The organism is Streptomyces sp. NPDC002825 (assembly GCF_040295385.1).
GTDB lineage: Bacteria > Actinomycetota > Actinomycetes > Streptomycetales > Streptomycetaceae > Streptomyces.
This window is the reverse complement of the sequence record NZ_JBEOVH010000050.1, coordinates 23,640-38,655: the sequence shown is the minus strand read 5'-3', so window position 1 is coordinate 38,655 and position 15,016 is coordinate 23,640. Positions and strand designations below refer to the sequence as shown.

At 73.1% G+C, this 15,016-nt stretch carries 16 protein-coding genes; 2 read left to right on the top strand and 14 right to left on the bottom strand.

Going from position 1 to position 15,016, the window contains the following annotated elements; all coding sequences use genetic code 11:
- Positions 1 to 198: 198 nt before the first annotated feature.
- The 3 genes from ABT041_RS37150 to ABT041_RS37140 form a co-directional block, all read right to left on the bottom strand.
- Positions 199 to 1,287, bottom strand: coding sequence for a prephenate dehydrogenase (locus ABT041_RS37150; RefSeq protein ID WP_351193063.1), 1,089 nt, complete (start codon positions 1,285 to 1,287; stop codon positions 199 to 201).
- On the bottom strand, positions 1,284 to 1,646 hold the full coding sequence (aroH, locus tag ABT041_RS37145) for a chorismate mutase (protein WP_351193060.1): 363 nt from the start codon (positions 1,644 to 1,646) through the stop codon (positions 1,284 to 1,286). Before aroH ends, ABT041_RS37150 begins: the two co-directional genes overlap by 4 nt.
- Before the next feature lie 115 nt (positions 1,647 to 1,761).
- On the bottom strand, positions 1,762 to 2,199 hold the full coding sequence (locus tag ABT041_RS37140; protein WP_351193057.1) for a YidB family protein: 438 nt from the start codon (positions 2,197 to 2,199) through the stop codon (positions 1,762 to 1,764).
- A gap of 133 nt (positions 2,200 to 2,332) precedes the next feature.
- On the opposite strand from ABT041_RS37140, the gene ABT041_RS37135 reads away from it, so the two are divergent.
- Together ABT041_RS37135 and ABT041_RS37130 are read left to right on the top strand one after the other, a co-directional pair.
- On the top strand, positions 2,333 to 2,776 hold the full coding sequence (locus tag ABT041_RS37135; RefSeq protein WP_351193054.1) for a Rieske (2Fe-2S) protein: 444 nt from the start codon (positions 2,333 to 2,335) through the stop codon (positions 2,774 to 2,776).
- A 10-nt stretch (positions 2,777 to 2,786) separates the two neighbouring features.
- Positions 2,787 to 3,476 (top strand): nucleotidyltransferase domain-containing protein, encoded by a 690-nt coding sequence (locus ABT041_RS37130; RefSeq protein ID WP_351193051.1) that lies wholly within the window; start codon positions 2,787 to 2,789, stop codon positions 3,474 to 3,476.
- On the opposite strand, the gene ABT041_RS37125 is transcribed toward ABT041_RS37130, so the two are convergent.
- From ABT041_RS37125 to ABT041_RS37075, 11 genes are all read right to left on the bottom strand, one after another.
- Positions 3,456 to 3,608: a hypothetical protein gene (locus ABT041_RS37125; protein ID WP_502976696.1), complete on the bottom strand. Its 153-nt coding sequence runs from the start codon at positions 3,606 to 3,608 to the stop codon at positions 3,456 to 3,458. The genes ABT041_RS37130 and ABT041_RS37125 overlap by 21 nt on opposite strands.
- A 143-nt stretch (positions 3,609 to 3,751) precedes the next feature.
- Positions 3,752 to 4,783, bottom strand: a complete 1,032-nt coding sequence (locus tag ABT041_RS37120; RefSeq protein WP_351193048.1) for an ADP-ribosylglycohydrolase family protein — start codon at positions 4,781 to 4,783, stop codon at positions 3,752 to 3,754.
- Positions 4,780 to 5,517: an NUDIX hydrolase gene (locus tag ABT041_RS37115; protein ID WP_351193046.1), complete on the bottom strand. Its 738-nt coding sequence runs from the start codon at positions 5,515 to 5,517 to the stop codon at positions 4,780 to 4,782. Before ABT041_RS37115 ends, ABT041_RS37120 begins: the two co-directional genes overlap by 4 nt.
- Positions 5,514 to 6,476: an AAA family ATPase gene (locus tag ABT041_RS37110; RefSeq protein ID WP_351193044.1), complete on the bottom strand. Its 963-nt coding sequence runs from the start codon at positions 6,474 to 6,476 to the stop codon at positions 5,514 to 5,516. Before ABT041_RS37110 ends, ABT041_RS37115 begins: the two co-directional genes overlap by 4 nt.
- Before the next feature lie 249 nt (positions 6,477 to 6,725).
- Positions 6,726 to 7,949: a pseudouridine synthase gene (locus ABT041_RS37105; protein ID WP_351193042.1), complete on the bottom strand. Its 1,224-nt coding sequence runs from the start codon at positions 7,947 to 7,949 to the stop codon at positions 6,726 to 6,728.
- Entirely contained in the window at positions 7,949 to 8,542 is a 594-nt protein-coding gene (scpB, locus tag ABT041_RS37100; protein WP_351193039.1) for an SMC-Scp complex subunit ScpB, read from the bottom strand. Before scpB ends, ABT041_RS37105 begins: the two co-directional genes overlap by 1 nt.
- A complete protein-coding gene (locus tag ABT041_RS37095; RefSeq protein WP_502976699.1) occupies positions 8,539 to 9,720 on the bottom strand; it encodes a segregation and condensation protein A in 1,182 nt (393 codons plus the stop codon). Before ABT041_RS37095 ends, scpB begins: the two co-directional genes overlap by 4 nt.
- A 35-nt stretch (positions 9,721 to 9,755) precedes the next feature.
- Positions 9,756 to 10,250, bottom strand: coding sequence for a hypothetical protein (locus tag ABT041_RS37090; protein ID WP_502976698.1), 495 nt, complete (start codon positions 10,248 to 10,250; stop codon positions 9,756 to 9,758).
- A complete protein-coding gene (locus ABT041_RS37085; protein ID WP_030212665.1) occupies positions 10,247 to 11,272 on the bottom strand; it encodes a ParA family protein in 1,026 nt (341 codons plus the stop codon). The genes ABT041_RS37090 and ABT041_RS37085 overlap by 4 nt, the downstream gene beginning before the upstream one ends.
- Before the next feature lie 460 nt (positions 11,273 to 11,732).
- Complete coding sequence (gene ald, locus ABT041_RS37080; RefSeq protein ID WP_351193031.1) at positions 11,733 to 12,848, bottom strand: alanine dehydrogenase; 1,116 nt, start codon at positions 12,846 to 12,848, stop codon at positions 11,733 to 11,735.
- Between the two features lie 146 nt (positions 12,849 to 12,994).
- Positions 12,995 to 14,980 (bottom strand): AAA family ATPase, encoded by a 1,986-nt coding sequence (locus tag ABT041_RS37075; protein WP_351193028.1) that lies wholly within the window; start codon positions 14,978 to 14,980, stop codon positions 12,995 to 12,997.
- Between the last annotated feature and the right edge of the window lie 36 nt (positions 14,981 to 15,016).

Here is a 15,016-nt window from a genome sequence, read left to right as displayed (position 1 = left end):
GTGCGGGTCAGGGCGCGGGAGCCTCTGGCGCCGGCAAGGGCGCCGTCCGTTGTGCCCACCCTCCCCCAAGCTCTCGGCTTCGCTCGAGCAGGGGGCCCCCATCGCCCCTTGCGGAACGCCTGCCCACAACGGGCGGGGGCACCGCTCCGTTGCGGGTGGGCACCGCCCCGGCGGAACGCCTGCCCACGACGGAAGGGCTCAGGTCGTGCGGAGGGACCAGCCCCGTTCCTGGAGGGCCGCGCCCAGCGGACCCGCCGCCGAGGGTTCCACCATCAGCTGGACCAGACCCGCCTGCTGCCCCGTCGCGTGCTCGATGCGGACGTCCTCGATGTTGACCCCCGCCCGCCCCGCGTCGGCGAAGATGCGGGCCAGCTCGCCCGGCTGGTCGCTGATGAGGACGGCGACGGTCTCGTAGACCGTGGGCGCGGCACCGTGCTTGCCGGGAACGCGGGCCCGCCCGGCGTTCCCGCGCCGCAGGACGTCCTCCACGCCCGTGGCGCCGTCGCGCCGGTCGTCCTCCGACGAGGACTGCAGCGACCGCAGCGCCCGCACCGTCTCGTCGAGGTCCGCGGCGACGCCGGAGAGCACGTCGGCGACAGGCCCGGGGTTGGCGGAGAGGATCTCGACCCACATGCGCGGGTCGGAGGCCGCGATCCGGGTGACGTCGCGGATGCCCTGCCCACAGAGCCGTACGGCGGTCTCGTCGGCCTCCTCCAGACGCGCGGCGACCATCGAGGACACCAGCTGCGGGGTGTGGGAGACGAGGGCCACGGCCCGGTCGTGGGCGTCGGCGTCCATGACGACGGGCACCGCCCGGCACAGGGCGACGAGCTCCAGGGCGAGGTTGAGGACCTCGGTGTCGGTGTCCCGGGTGGGGGTGAGGACCCAGGGCCGGCCCTCGAAGAGGTCGGCGGTGGCGGCCAGCGGCCCCGAGCGCTCCTTGCCGGACATGGGGTGCGTGCCGATGTACGCGGTGAGGTCGAGGCCCAGCGCCTCCAGCTCCCGCTTCGGGCCGCCCTTGACGCTCGCCACGTCCAGGTAGCCGCGGGCCACTCCGGCCTTCATGGCCTCGGCGAGCGTGGTGGCCACGTGCGCCGGCGGTACGGCGACGATGGCGAGGTCGACGGGGCCTTCGGGTGCCTCGTCGGTGCCCGCGCCGAGCGCGGCGGCGGTGCGGGCGGACGCCGGGTCGTGGTCGCGCAGGTGGACGGTGACGCCGCGGCCCGCGAGGGCGAGGGCGGCGGAGGTGCCGATGAGGCCGGTACCGATGACGAGGGCTGTTCTCACTGGGCGATGTCCTTGCGCAGGGCGGCCGCGGCGCCGAGGTAGACGTGCGCGATCCGGGACTTGGGCAGTTCGGTCTCGACGTGGGCGAGGAGCCGGACGACCCTCGGCATCGCACCCTCGATGTCGAGTTCCTGTGCGCAGATCAGGGGGACGTCGATGATCCCGATGTGCCGGGCCGCGGCTGCGGGGAAGTCGCTGTGCAGATCGGGCGTGGCCGTGAACCAGATGCTGATGAGGTCGTCGGTGGTGAGCCCGTTGCGTTCGAGCACGGCGGTGAGGAGCTCCTCGACCTGCTCGCGCATGTGTCCGGCCTCGTCCCGCTCCAGCTGGACGGCTCCTCGGACCGCTCGTACCGCCACGTCGTGCTCCTTCGCCTGCGTCAGTGCTCCGTTCAGCCTAGTCAGCGGCGGGGACGGCGCGCCGCCGCGCCCGCCCTCCGAGACGGAGCGGCGGGCGGGCGACGGCGCGGGCCGGTCAGAGCTGCTGCTGGCGGATGATGTCCTCCAGGGAGGCGCCCTGGGGCAGCGAGCCGTTCGGGGTGAGCTTGTCGACGGCCTGCGGCAGGGACCGGGCGATCTCGTCGGCGGCCTCCTGCGCGCTGACTCCGGCGTCGGCGGCGGCCTTCTGGAGCGCGTCGTCGGGGAGGGCCTCGGCGATCTGGGCGCCGCTCACGGCCTGGTTCTCGCCGGTGCCGACCCAGGACTGGGCCTGGTCGGCCAGGCCGGACCTGGTGAGCATGTCGAGCAGGCCGCCGAGCGGGTTCGAGCCGTTGCCCCCGCCGCCGGCCTTGCCGCTCATGAGTGCGCCCAGGAGGGAGCCGAGGATGTTGCCGCCGCCCTGCCCGCCCGCGCTGCCGCCGCCGAGGAGACCGCCGAGGAGACTGCCGAGGTCGTTGCCGGGGTTACCCGCCATGATCCTGCCTTTCGTCCGGTACGGAACACGCCCAATGTCACCCGAACCGGGGCACTCCGCCACTCGGAGTAGGCGGCGGGGGCGGGCAGGCGTGTTGCGAGCCGCGGGGGCGGTGCGCGGCGAAGCTGGCGGCATGACTTCGAGCTCCACGACCCGCCGTACCGTCCTGTTCGCCGCGGCGGCCCTGACCACGGGCTGCGGCTCGGACGGCGGGGGCGACGACGGTACGAAGACGAGCGCGCCGGCCACCAGCGAACCGGCCGCGACCGGCACAGCCGCGCCGAGCGGCCCCGCGCCCCTGGCCAGGACCTCCGAGATCCCGGTCGGCGGCGGCACGGTCTTCGCCGGGGAGAAGGTGGTCGTGACGCAGCCGGTGGCGGGCGAGTTCAAGGCGTTCTCGGCGATCTGCACCCATCAGGGCTGCACGGTGAACAAGGTCGCGGACGGCACGATCGACTGCCCGTGTCACGGCTCCAAGTACCGCATCGCCGACGGTTCGGTGGCGGCGGGCCCCGCGCCCCGTCCCCTTCCGGCCGAGCAGATTATTGTCTCGGGGGAAACGATCACCCTCGCGTAATCTGCCCCGCATGACTCCGGACGAGCTGGTGCGCGAGCACACGATCTACTCCTGCGTGATGGGCTCGCGCGCCTTCGGTCTCGCGACCGAGGACAGCGACACGGACGTACGGGGCGTGTACCTCGCCCCGACGCCCCTCTTCTGGCGCTTCGACAAGCCCCCGGCGCATGTGGAGGGCCCGCGCACGGAGCAGTTCAGCTGGGAGCTGGAACGCTTCTGCGAGCTCGCCCTGCGCAACAACCCGAACGTCCTGGAGTGCCTCCACTCCCCCGTCGTCGAGCACGTCGACGACTGGGGCCGCGAGCTGCTCTCGCTGCGCGGCGCCTTCCTGTCCCGCCGGGCCCACCAGACCTTCGTGCGGTACGCGGGCGGGCAGCGCCGCAAGCTCGACGCGGACGTCCGCCAGTACGGGCATCCGCGCTGGAAGCACGCCATGCACCTGCTGCGGCTCCTCACCAGCTGCCGCGACCTGCTGCGCACGGGCGAGCTCCGCATCGACGTCGGCGAGGACCGCGACCGCCTCCTGGCGGTCAGGCGCGGCGAGGTGCCCTGGGCGGAGGTCGAGTCCTGGATGAACCGCCTCCAGGAGGAGGCGGACCGTGCCCACGACACGACGCCCCTCCCCGCCGCCCCCGACGAGGCCCGGATCCAGGACTACCTGACCCGCGCCCGCCGCTCCTCAGCGCTGGGCGAGCTCTAGCCGGGCCCGTACGACGAGGTCGTGCAGCGCGTCGTGGACCCGCACCGACTCCGGGAGCCCCGAAGCCGCCTGGGCCTCGTCCAGGACCGCGTGCAGGACCTCCGTCTCGGCCCGTACGGCCTCGGGATCCACCTCGGCCCGCCGGTGCTCGGCCTCCGTCTTCGCCGCTACGAGCTCGGGCAGCCGGGCGGGACCGAGACGGCCGCGAAGAGCAGGGGGTCGGGCTGTTCCGCGACGACGGCGGAGAGGTCCGGGTCCAGGGTGAGCGTCATGGATCAAGCGTCCCAGAGCGCGCCGAAGGTCAGCAGGTCGCTGCGGTACTCGACGCGCTCCTCCCACTCCTTCGGCCAGGCGTCCGCGCCGAGGTGGGCGCCGGCGAAGGCGCCCGCGAGGGCGGCGATCGAGTCGGAGTCGCCGCGGGTGCAGGCGGCGCGGCGGAGGGCGGTGAGGGGCTCGTCGGGGAAGAGCAGGAAGCAGAGCAGGCCGGTCGCGAGGGCCTCCTCGGCGATCCAGCCGTCGCCGGTGTACTCGCAGGGGTCGAGCTCCGGGTCGGCCGTGCGCTGGACGGCGTCGAGGCGCTCCAGGACGGCCAGGCACTCGTCCCAGCCGCGCTGGACGAAGTGGAGGGCGCTGGGGTCCTGGGAGCGGGTCCACAGGTCGCCGAGCCAGTGCTCGTGGTAGCGGGAGCGGTTCTCGTACGCGTACGAGCGCAGCTGTCCGACGAGCCCGGCCGGGTCCACGCCCTGCGCGAGCAGGTACACGGCGCGGGCGGTGAGGTCGGAGGCGGCGAGCGCGGTGGGGTGACCGTGGGTCAGCGCCGACTGGAGCTGCGCGGCACCGGCCCGCTGCTCCTCGCTCAGGCCGGGGACGAGGCCGATGGGCGCGACCCGCATGTTGGCGCCGCAGCCCTTGGAGTGGATCTGGCTGGCGTCCTGCCAGGCCCGGTCGCCGTCGAGGAGCGCACAGGCGCGGAGGCAGGTGTTGCCCGGGGCCCGGTTGTTCTCCGGCGAGTGGTACCAGGCGACGAACTCGTCGCGGACGGGCCCGGTGAGCCGTTCCGGAGCGAGTACCCCCCGGTCCATCGCCGTACGGATGCCGCGGGCGAAGGCGAGGGTCATCTGGGTGTCGTCGGTGACGTACGCCTTGCCGTTCCTGACGGGCAGCGGCATCTGCCGCCAGGGTCCGACCTTGGCGAGGATCGACGGCACGTCGTTGAACTCGGTCGGGAATCCCAGCGCGTCCCCGAGCGCGAGCCCGATCAGGGAGCCGGTCGCCGCCTGCTTCGTGGCGGTGCGGGTGAGGTTCATGCGGGGCGTCCTTCCGGTCGCAGGAGGGGCGGGTGGAGGGTGGTGGCCCCGCCCGCCCGGTAGAGAGCGGCCGGTTTCCCCCGTCCGCCGGTGAGGCGCGGCGGTCCCTCCACGGCCTGCACGAAGCCGGGCGTGGTGAGGACCTTGCGCCGGAAGTTGGGGCGGTCGAGTTCGACGCCCCAGACCGTCTCGTAGACCTGCCGCAGCTCGCCGAGGGTGAACTCGGGCGGGCAGAAGGCGGTCGCGAGGCAGGTGTACTCCAGCTTGGCGCCGACCCGTTCGTGGGCGTCGGCGAGGATGCGGTCGTGGTCGAAGGCGAGCGTGCCGTGCGTCCCGTACGGGATCCACCGGGCCTGGGCCGCGTCGCCGCCGCCGCGCGGTTCCGGAGGGTCGGGTACGAGCGCGGTGAAGGCGACGGAGACGACCCGCATCCTCGGGTCGCGGTCCGGTTCGGTGTAGGTGCGGAGCTGTTCGAGGTGGAGGCCGGCGACGGTGGACTCGGAGAGTCCGGTCTCCTCGGCGAGTTCGCGGCGGGCGGCCCGTTCGGCGGACTCGCGGGGCAGCACGAATCCGCCGGGCAGGGCCCAGGATCCGGCGTACGGCTCCTGGCCGCGCTCGACGAGCAGGACGTGGAGCCGCTCCTCGCGGAGGGTGAGGACGGCGAGGTCGACGGTGACGGCGAAGGGCACGAAGGCGTAGGGGTCGTAGCCCTCGGGGGCCCGGTGGGCGGTCATCGGCGCTCCGGCGGGGTGTCGGTGAGGTGCGGGCCCTCGGCGAGCAGTTCGTCGACCGCGGCGACGGCGGCCGCGAGCCGCTCCTCGTGGGGGCCGGTGAGGACGGCCGTCCGCCGGCCGGTGTGCGCGAGCTGGGTGAGGAAGCGCGCGGTCATCCAGGGCCGCAGCTGCTCCCCGTAGGGCAGGCCGTCCTCGGATGCGATCCCGCGGTGGTCGGTGAGCAGCCAGAGGTGCTGCCGGCCGTGGGCGGCGATCTCGCAGGTGGCGGGGCTGGTGGTGCCCGTGTACCGCTCGTGCCAGATGGTGGCGGCGAAGGCGTCGGTGTCGCAGAAGAGGACGGGCGAGCCGTCCCGGGCTGCCTCCTCCTCCCGTTCGGCCTGGCGCTGGGCGATGACGGGGAAGTCTGAGGAGCGGAGGTCGGTCCCGGGTGCGCCGAACCCGCCCTCGTACTCCGGTACGCAGCGGGTGCGGGCCCAGACGCCGCCGCGCCGCCGGTAGTGGTCGGCGAGGGCGTGGGCCATGGTGGTGGTGCCGGTGGACTCGGCGCCGAGGACGACGACCCGCCGGGTGAGCGCGGCCCGTACGGGCGGCTCCAGGAAGTCCCAGAAGGCGGTGGGGTCCTCGCGGACGGCGGCGCTGGAGACGGGGTGCGTCCGGTCGACGTGGACGGTCTCGGCGCCGAGGCGGCGGCCGGTCTCGTCCGCGTACGGCTGCGCGGTGAAGACGGCGTCGACCCGTTCGGGGCCCGCGTACTCCGTGCCGCCGGCGACGAGGACGTCCGGGTGGATCTCGCGCATCCAGGCGACCCGGTCCTCCAGCGGCAGGGCGTCCAGGGACGAGCCCCGGACGAACACCGTGACGCGCTCGCAACGGTCGCGTGCGGTGCGGACGAGGTGGTGGTGGCCGGCGTGCGGCGGGTGGAACCTGCCGGGGACGAGGCCGTGGCCGTAACGGTTCATGGCGTGATCCCCGCCGCGCGCAGTCCGGTCCCCTCGACGCGCTCCGTGCGGGGCGTCGGCGGGACGTCGAGACCTGGTCCACCCCCGTGGGCCCAGGTCCACCGGCTGTTCACGGCGGGGCTCACCTCCGATCTCTTTAAGAGTCATCTTGACTATAAAGCGTCGCGGTCGTCCCCCACAAGGCCCACCGGACACGAAGAAGCCCGTGACCGACGGGCGGTCACGGGCTTCTTCGGTACGGCCGGGGCCTTACATGCCGACTTCCTTCATCAGCATGCCGACCTCCGTGTTGGTCAGGCGGCGCAGCCAGCCCGACTTCTGGTCGCCCAGGGCGATCGGGCCGAAGGCGGTGCGGACCAGCTTCTCGACCGGGAAGCCCGCCTCGGCGAGCATCCGGCGCACGATGTGCTTGCGGCCCTCGTGGAGGGTCACCTCGACCAGGTAGTTCTTGCCGGTCTGCTCGACGACGCGGAAGTGGTCGGCGCGCGCGTAGCCGTCCTCCAGCTGGATGCCGTCCTTGAGGCGCCGGCCGACCTCGCGGGGCAGCGGGCCCGTGATGGCGGCCAGGTAGGTCTTCTTCACGCCGTACTTCGGGTGCGTGAGGCGGTGGGCCAGCTCGCCGTGGTTGGTGAGCAGGATGATGCCCTCGGTCTCCGTGTCGAGCCGGCCGACGTGGAACAGCCGGGTCTCGCGGTTGGTGACGTAGTCGCCGAGGCACTGGCGGCCGTCCGGGTCCTCCATGGTGGAGACGACGCCCGACGGCTTGTTCAGCGCGAAGAACAGGTACGACTGGGTGGCGACGGTCAGGCCGTCCACCTTGATCTCGTCCTTCTCCGGGTCGACGCGCATGCCCTGCTCGAGGACGATCTCGCCGTTGACCTCGACGCGGGCCTGCTCGATGAGCTCCTCGCAGGCGCGGCGCGAGCCCATGCCGGCGCGGGCGAGGACCTTCTGCAGGCGCTCGCCCTCCTGCTCGGCGCCGGGGAAGGTCTTGGGGGTCTTGATCTCGGGCTTGCCGGCGTACCGCTCCCGGTTGCGCTCCTCCGTACGGGCGTCGTACTCGCGCGAGCGGGCGGGCGCCGTACGGCCGCCGCCGCGCTGCGGGGACTGCCGGGGACCGCCCTTGGCGCCGCCGCGCGCGGCCGTGCCACGCCCGCGCTTGGGGCCGTCCGAGGAGGAGCCGGGGCTGTACCGCTCGTCGTAGGTGCGCTCCTCCGGGCGCGCCTTGCGCGGGCTGGAGCCGGTCGGCCGGCCGCCGCCGCCCTGGCCCGGACGCCCGCCGCCCTGGCCGGGACGTCCGCCGCCCTGGCCCTGGCGGTCGTCGCGGCCGTTGCCGGCGCCGCGGTAGTTCCCGCGCCCGCCGCCACCGCCGCTGTTGCCGCGGCCGCCGCCGCTGCCGCCGCGGCCGCCGCTGTTGCCACCACGGCTCCCGCCGTTGTTTCCGCTGCTGTTCCTGCCGCTGCTGCTTCGCATCAAAGTTCCGTCTTGTCGTCTACGTCTGCGTCCGGGTCGAACGACGGGACGCCTTCCAGGGAGTCCGGCTCGACCGCCTCGGCCTCGGGGAGGAAGGGGGCGAGCTCGGGGAGTTCGTCCAGGCCTCGGAGGCCCATCCGCTCCAGGAAGTAGTTCGTCGTCCTGTACAGGATCGCACCTGTTTCGGGTTCCGCGCCCGCCTCCTCCACCAGACCCCGCTGGAGGAGCGTCCGCATCACGCCGTCGCAGTTGACTCCGCGTACCGCCGAGACCCGCGAACGGCTGACCGGCTGGCGGTACGCGACCACCGCCAGGGTCTCCAGGGCCGCCTGGGTGAGCCGCGCCTGCTGCCCCTCCAGGACGAAGGCCTCGACGGCCGGGGCCAAGGCGGCGCGGGTGTAGTAGCGCCAGCCGCCGGCCACCCGCCGCAGCTCGAAGCCGCGGCCCTGGGCGGTGTACTCGTCGGCCAGCTCGTGCAGGGCGTCGGCGACCTCGCGCGGGGTGCGCTCCAGGACCTTGGCGAGGTGGGACTCGGTGGCGGGCTCGTCGACGACCATGAGGACGGCTTCGAGGGCGGGCTTGAGGTCGCTCATGCGGTGGCCTCCTGGTCGAATTCGTCGGTCACGGCCCCGGAGGGGTCCGTCTCGCCGCCCGTCCAGGAGACCGTGAGGTCGCCGAGGGCGGTCTCCTGGTCGAGGGCGACGGCCTTCTCCCGGTAGAGCTCCAGGAGGGCGAGGAAGCGGGCGACGACGGTGAGGGTGTCGCCGGCGTCCTCGATCAGCTCCCGGAAGACGGCCGTCCCGCGCTCGCGGAGCAGCGCGACGACCACGGCGGCCTGGTCCCGGACGCTGACGAGCGGGGCGTGGATGTGGTCGACGTACACCTGGGGCTCGGCCTTGGGCTGCATGGCCTTGACGGCCAGCTTGGCGAAGCCCTCGGCGCCGATGGAGATGACGACCTCGGGGAGCAGCTCGGCGTGGTGCGGTTCGAGTCCGACGGTACGGGGGTGGCGGCGGCCCTCGGCGTCCCAGCGTTCCTCGAAGATCGCGGCGATCTGCTTGTACGCGCGGTACTGGAGGAGCCGGGCGAAGAGCAGGTCGCGGGCCTCCAGGAGGGCGAGGTCGGCCTCGTCCTCCACCTCGGCGGCGGGGAGCAGCCGGGCGGCCTTGAGGTCGAGCAGGGTGGCGGCGACGACGAGGAACTCGGTGGTCTGGTCGAGGTCCCCGTCGGGCCCGAGGGCCCGCAGGTGCGCCATGAACTCGTCGGTGACCTGGGAGAGCGCGACCTCGGTGACATCGAGCTTGTGCTTGGTGATCAGCTGGAGGAGCAGATCGAAGGGCCCCTCGAAGTTGGACAGCCGCACGGTGAACCGCCCGTCGCGCCCGTCGGCCGCCTCCGTGCCCTCGGAAGGGCCATGAGCCTCGGACACCACGGACGGCCCGTGGGCCTCCGGGGCGTCGGGCATCGCAGGGGCCGCGGGGGCCGCAGGTGTCTCAGCCGCCGCGGGGGTCTCGGGCGCTCCGGCCGCGGGGGTCTCAGGCGCCTCAGGCGCCGCGGGGGCCTCAGGCCCCTCGGACGCCCCTGGAGCCGCCGCCTCCGGGGCCTCCCCCGCCGCCCCCGCGGGTGCGGGCGCGGACGGCGGGAGGGCCTCGGAGGTGTCGGCGGGTGCGGGTTGTGCGACCGGCCCCGGCGTCGCGCCCGGGCCGCGGCCCAGGAGGCGGCGGCGGGGGCGGGACGTTTCGTCAGGGGTGTGGTGCACGGAGGGGTCCAGGGGGAACGAGGAGAACGGCAGCCCGCAGGCTACCGTCAGCGGCCGCGCAGGCGGCGGACGAGGATGCTCGCGTCGCCGCGGGACTCCAGGTCCGCCAGGACGACCGCGACGGCCTCCCGGACGATCCGGCCCCGGTCGACGGCGAGACCGTGCTCACCGCGCAGGACGAGCCGGGCGTGCTCCAGGTCCATGAGCTCCTCGGCGGAGACGTAGACCGTGATCTTCTCGTCGTGGCGCTCGCGGCCGCTGGGCCGCCGGTTCGCCGTGCGGCCGCCGCGCCGCCGGGCCGCCGCCGCGGGGGCGGGCACCGAGGCGGTGGGTGCCGCCTTGACGGCCGGCGCCTCGGGCTCGGCAGTCCGGGCGCGGGGCTCCGCGGCCTCGGAGTCCGCCGGGGCGTGCTCGGCGGATCCTTCGGCCGCCGTCGTGTCGCTCTCGGCCGCAGGTGCCGGGACCGCCCGGCGGGGTGCGGACGCCTGGAGCGCCGTCCCCCCTGTCGTACGGAAGAGTTCGTCGGCTCCGGGCAGACTCACTCGGCGTGACACCGGGCGAGCACCTCCCTGGCGAGCTGGCGGTAGGCGGCGGCGCCCACGGAGTTGGAGGCGTACGTGGTGATGGGCTCGCCGGCGACCGTGGTCTCCGGGAAGCGGACCGTACGGCCGATGACCGTGTGGTACACGTGGTCGTCGAAGGCCTCGACGACGCGCGCGAGGACCTCACGGCTGTGCACGGTACGGGAGTCGTACATCGTGGCGAGGATGCCGTCGAGCTCGAGCTCGGGGTTGAGCCGCTCCTGGACCTTCTCGATGGTCTCGGTGAGCAGCGCGACACCACGGAGCGCGAAGAACTCGCATTCCAGCGGCACGATGACCTTGTGAGCCGCCGTCAGGGCGTTCACGGTCAGCAGGCCGAGCGAGGGCTGACAGTCGATCACGATGTAGTCGTAGTCGTTCATCAGCGGCTTCAGGGCGCGCTGGAGCGTCGACTCGCGCGCGACCTCGCTGACCAGCTGGACTTCGGCGGCCGAGAGGTCGATGTTGCTCGGCAGCAGGTCCATGTTGGGCACGGCGGTCTTGAGGAGGACCTCGTCCGCCGACATGCCCCGCTCCATGAGCAGGTTGTAGACGGTGAGGTCGAGCTCCATCGGGTTCACGCCGAGGCCGACCGACAGGGCTCCCTGCGGGTCGAAGTCGACGAGCAGCACCCGTCGTCCGTACTCGGCGAGCGCGGCTCCCAGGTTGATGGTCGACGTGGTCTTGCCGACGCCGCCCTTCTGGTTGCACATCGCGATGATCTTCGCGGGTCCGTGGTCGGTCAGGGGACCCGGGATCGGGAAGTACGGCAGGGGCCGTCCGGTGGGGCCGATCCGCTCGCGGCGCTGGCGGGCAGCGTCGGGTGCGAGGGTGGCCGCGTACTCCGGATCGGGCTCGTACTCGGCGTCGGGGTCGTAGAAGTGCCCCTCGGGCACCTCGTCGTAGGCGGCGAAGTGGGTGGACTCTCGGCCCATCTCGTTGCCGGCCGTGGCGTTCACGTGTAGGCCGTCCATCGTCTTCATCGTGTGGGCACTCGTCATGGGCTGGTGCGTCGCGAAGGTCCGCACCGCGACGGAGCCGATCGGGGCACCTGGCGCACCGCTCCCGGGAGTAAATGTCGACTCATTCACAAGTCGTCTTACCTCCTTGGATGTGACCAGGAACATTTATCGATAGGTCAGCGTGGCACCATGCCGACGGTTGGCGACTCTATGGCGTGTCACCGCTCCGCAGCAACACAATCCGCCGGACCCGGCCCGATGTGTCGGCAACCGAACACCTCTCTGTCAAGGGTGCGCAGGCATGCATCCACACGTTTCAGGGGTGTGCGAAACGGTTAAAGGGTTACGTTCGAGGCGAGTTGCCCGAACGTTTCGGCGGGGGCGGAGACACAGCCGGCCGGACCTTGTCGAACAAGGTCCGGCCGGGTGCGTGATATTGACGGCACGCGTTGACGGGGCCTCCGTCAAAGAGCCTTCAGGGTCAGGCGAGGAGGCTGCTCAGCTCGACGTGCTCGAGACCGTGCGCCTCGGCGACCTCCTTGTAAACCACCTTGCCGTCATGGGTGTTGAGGCCCAGGGCGAGCGCGGAGTCGCGGCGCAGCGCCTCGACCCAGCCGTTGTTCGCCAGCGACACGATGTAGGGCAGCGTGGCGTTGGTGAGGGCGTAGGTGGAGGTGTTCGGGACCGCGCCCGGCATGTTGGCGACGCAGTAGAAGACCGAGTTGTGGACCTGGAAGGTCGGCTCGGCGTGGGTGGTCGGGTGGGAGTCCTCGAAGCAGCCGCCCTGGTCGATCGCAATGTCGACAAGGACACTTCCGGGCTTCATCTTGGCGACGAGCTCGTTGGTGACCAGCTTCGGGGCCTTGGCGCCCGGGATGAGGACGGCGCCGATGACGAGGTCGGCCTCGATGACGGCCTTCTCCAGCTCGAAGGCGTTGGAGACGATCGTCTTGACCTTCGTGCCGAAGATCTTGTCGGCCTCGCGGAGCTTGTTGATGTCACGGTCGAGCAGGGTCACGTGGAAGCCCATGCCGATGGCGATCTGCACGGCGTTCCAGCCGGAGACGCCGCCGCCGATGACGACGCACTCGCCGGCGTGGGTGCCGGGGACGCCGCCGGGGAGGACGCCACGGCCGCCGGCCGAGCGCATCAGGTGGTAGGCGCCGACCTGCGGGGCCAGGCGGCCCGCGACCTCGGACATCGGGGCGAGCAGCGGGAGCGCGCGGTTCGCGGTCTCGACGGTCTCGTACGCGATGGCGGTGGTGCCGGACTGCAGGAGGGCGTCCGTGCACTCACGGGAGGCGGCGAGGTGCAGGTAGGTGAAGAGGGTCTGGTCCTTGCGGAGGCGGTGGTACTCCTCCGCGATGGGCTCCTTGACCTTGAGCAGCAGGTCGGCCGTGGCCCAGACCTCGTCGGCGGTCGCGAGGATCTCGGCGCCGGCGGCGACGTACTCCTCATCCGTGATGGAGGAGCCGACACCGGCGTTCTGCTCGATGAAGACCTGGTGGCCGTTGCGGACGAGCTCGTGGACACCGGCGGGGGTGATGGCCACGCGGAACTCGTTGTTCTTGACCTCGCGGGGGATGCCGACCTTCATCGTCGATCACGGTCCTTGAATCAGGGGGATATCTGGGGCACTGAGATACATACCCGGATGCACTGCGGCGCACCGGGGCAGACCACGTTCGAACGCGGCGCACCCAGTCTAATGAAGGAGTTCTCCCTGTCTAGCCTTTCAAAGTACTAATCTTCGCCGGAGCCACTGCGGATTTCGTAGGCTGATGGTTCCGTTTCCAGGAGTCTCTCCGCTGCCGAGCGGTGCAGCCCGGCCGCCGCGGGGTCGCCGAGCCGGTCGAGGGTGTCGGCCAGCCTCAGCTGGAGCGCGGCCTGGAGCCGGGTGTCCTTGGCCCGGCGGGCCCACTCCACCGCTTCCTCGCAGGTCCGCAGCGACTCCTCGGGCCGCCCGGCGTACTCCTGGACCCGGGCCGCCTCGCTCAACGCCCTTGCGTAGCCCGGGAGATCGGAGAGCCTGCGGTACCCGGCCGCGGCGGCGCGCCAGCTCCGCAGGGCCTCCCCGTACCGCCCCGCATAGGTCTGTACGGCTCCGAGGCGGGCGTACAGCCGGGCCTGGTCGGCGCGCTCGTCCCGGGCCAGGCGCTGGGCGAGGGCCCGTCCGTACCAGTCGCCGGCCCGCTGCCAGTCCCCCAGCTCCTGATACGAGCCACCTACGGATTCCATTGCGCGACCCGTCGCGTACGGGTCATTTGCTTTGCGTCCGGCGTCCAAAGCCGACCGATATCGCAGCAGAGCGTCCTTCGTCCTGCCGGTTCGGGCATCCAGATCGGCCAGGTTGAGCAGGGCAGCGGCCCGCTCGCGGTGCAGCCCGCGCCGCTCGGCCACGTCCAGGACGAGCCGGTGCAGGCCGTACAGCTGGGGGGCGGCGGCCTCGGCGCCCCGATGTGCCGCGAGCGCCCTCACGAGCGAGGCGACGAGTCGTCGGGCCAGGGTGTCGAGCTCTCCGTCGGCGACGGCGAGCCGGGCGGAGGCCAGGAGCACGGCCTGCCGGGAGTCCAGCCAGGCGGCGGCCGCGGCCGCGCTCGGGAAACGCAGGGCGCGCGGCAGGCCGGCCAGCTTCCGGCGGGCGGGCGAGCCCTCGGGTTCGGTGACCGCACGGCAGGACTGGAGGAGCCGTACGGTCCGCTCCAGCATCCGGGCCCGGGCGAGCTGCACCTCGGCGGGCCGGTCGCGCTCCTCCAGCTCGGCGCGAAGGAGGGGGACGAGATGCGCGCGCACCTCGTACTGTCCGTCCTCGCCGCCCGAGACGAGCCCCAGGGCGGCGAAGTCGGCGAGGGTGGTCGCGGCCGCGGAGACCGAGCAGCCGGCCAGGGCCGAGGCGGTGTGGGCGTCGGCCCGGCCCAGCGGGGCCAGGGCGAGGAATCGCAGTATCCGGGCGGCGGTGGCGGGCAGCGCCTCGTGTGCGAGCAGGAAGGTCCGGGTGAGGGGATCGCCGCCGAGCCCGCGCAGCCGCTTGGCGAGATCGGCGACGGAGGCCTTGGGGCGGCTCGCCAGCCAGCCGCCCGCCAGCACGACGGCGGCGGGCAGCCCGCCGCACTCCTCGACGAGGGTCTCGGCGGCCTGCGGGTCGACGGTGATGCGGACGGAGCCGGTGAAGGCGGTCAGCAGCTCGATGGCCGACTTGGGGTCGAGCCCGCCGACGGTGCAGGGCCGGACGTCGGGAATGCCGGTGAGCGGCCCCCGGGCGACGCCGACGACCAGGGCGTCGGGGTTGTCGGGGATGAGGGGGTCGGCCTGCTCGGCGTCGACGGCGTCGTCGAGGACGAGTACGGCCCGCCGGTCCGCGAGCGCGCCCCTGACGAGCTCGGTCAGCTCGTCCTCGCCGGCGCCGGGGGGTTCGGCGACGCCGAGCGCGGCGAGGAGTTCCTGGGCGACGCGCGCCGTGGGGACGGGCTCGCCGCCGGGCTCGGTGAGCCGGGCGCGGAAGACTCCGTCGGGGTAGCGGTCGGCGAGCCCGGCCACCAGCTCCTCGGCGAGGGCGGTCCGTCCGGAGCCGGGCTTGCCGGCGATGAGCAGGACCCGGGCGCGGGGGGCCTTGCGCCCGGTGAGGGTGTCGAGGCCGGTCCGTTCGATGTCGGCGCGCAGGGCCTTCAACTCCCGCTGCCGGCCGAAGAACTGCCGGCTGCCGGCCGCCGCCACCGCCTGATCCGTCACGGGCCACGCTCCCGTCCACCTGCGCACGAGCCGATC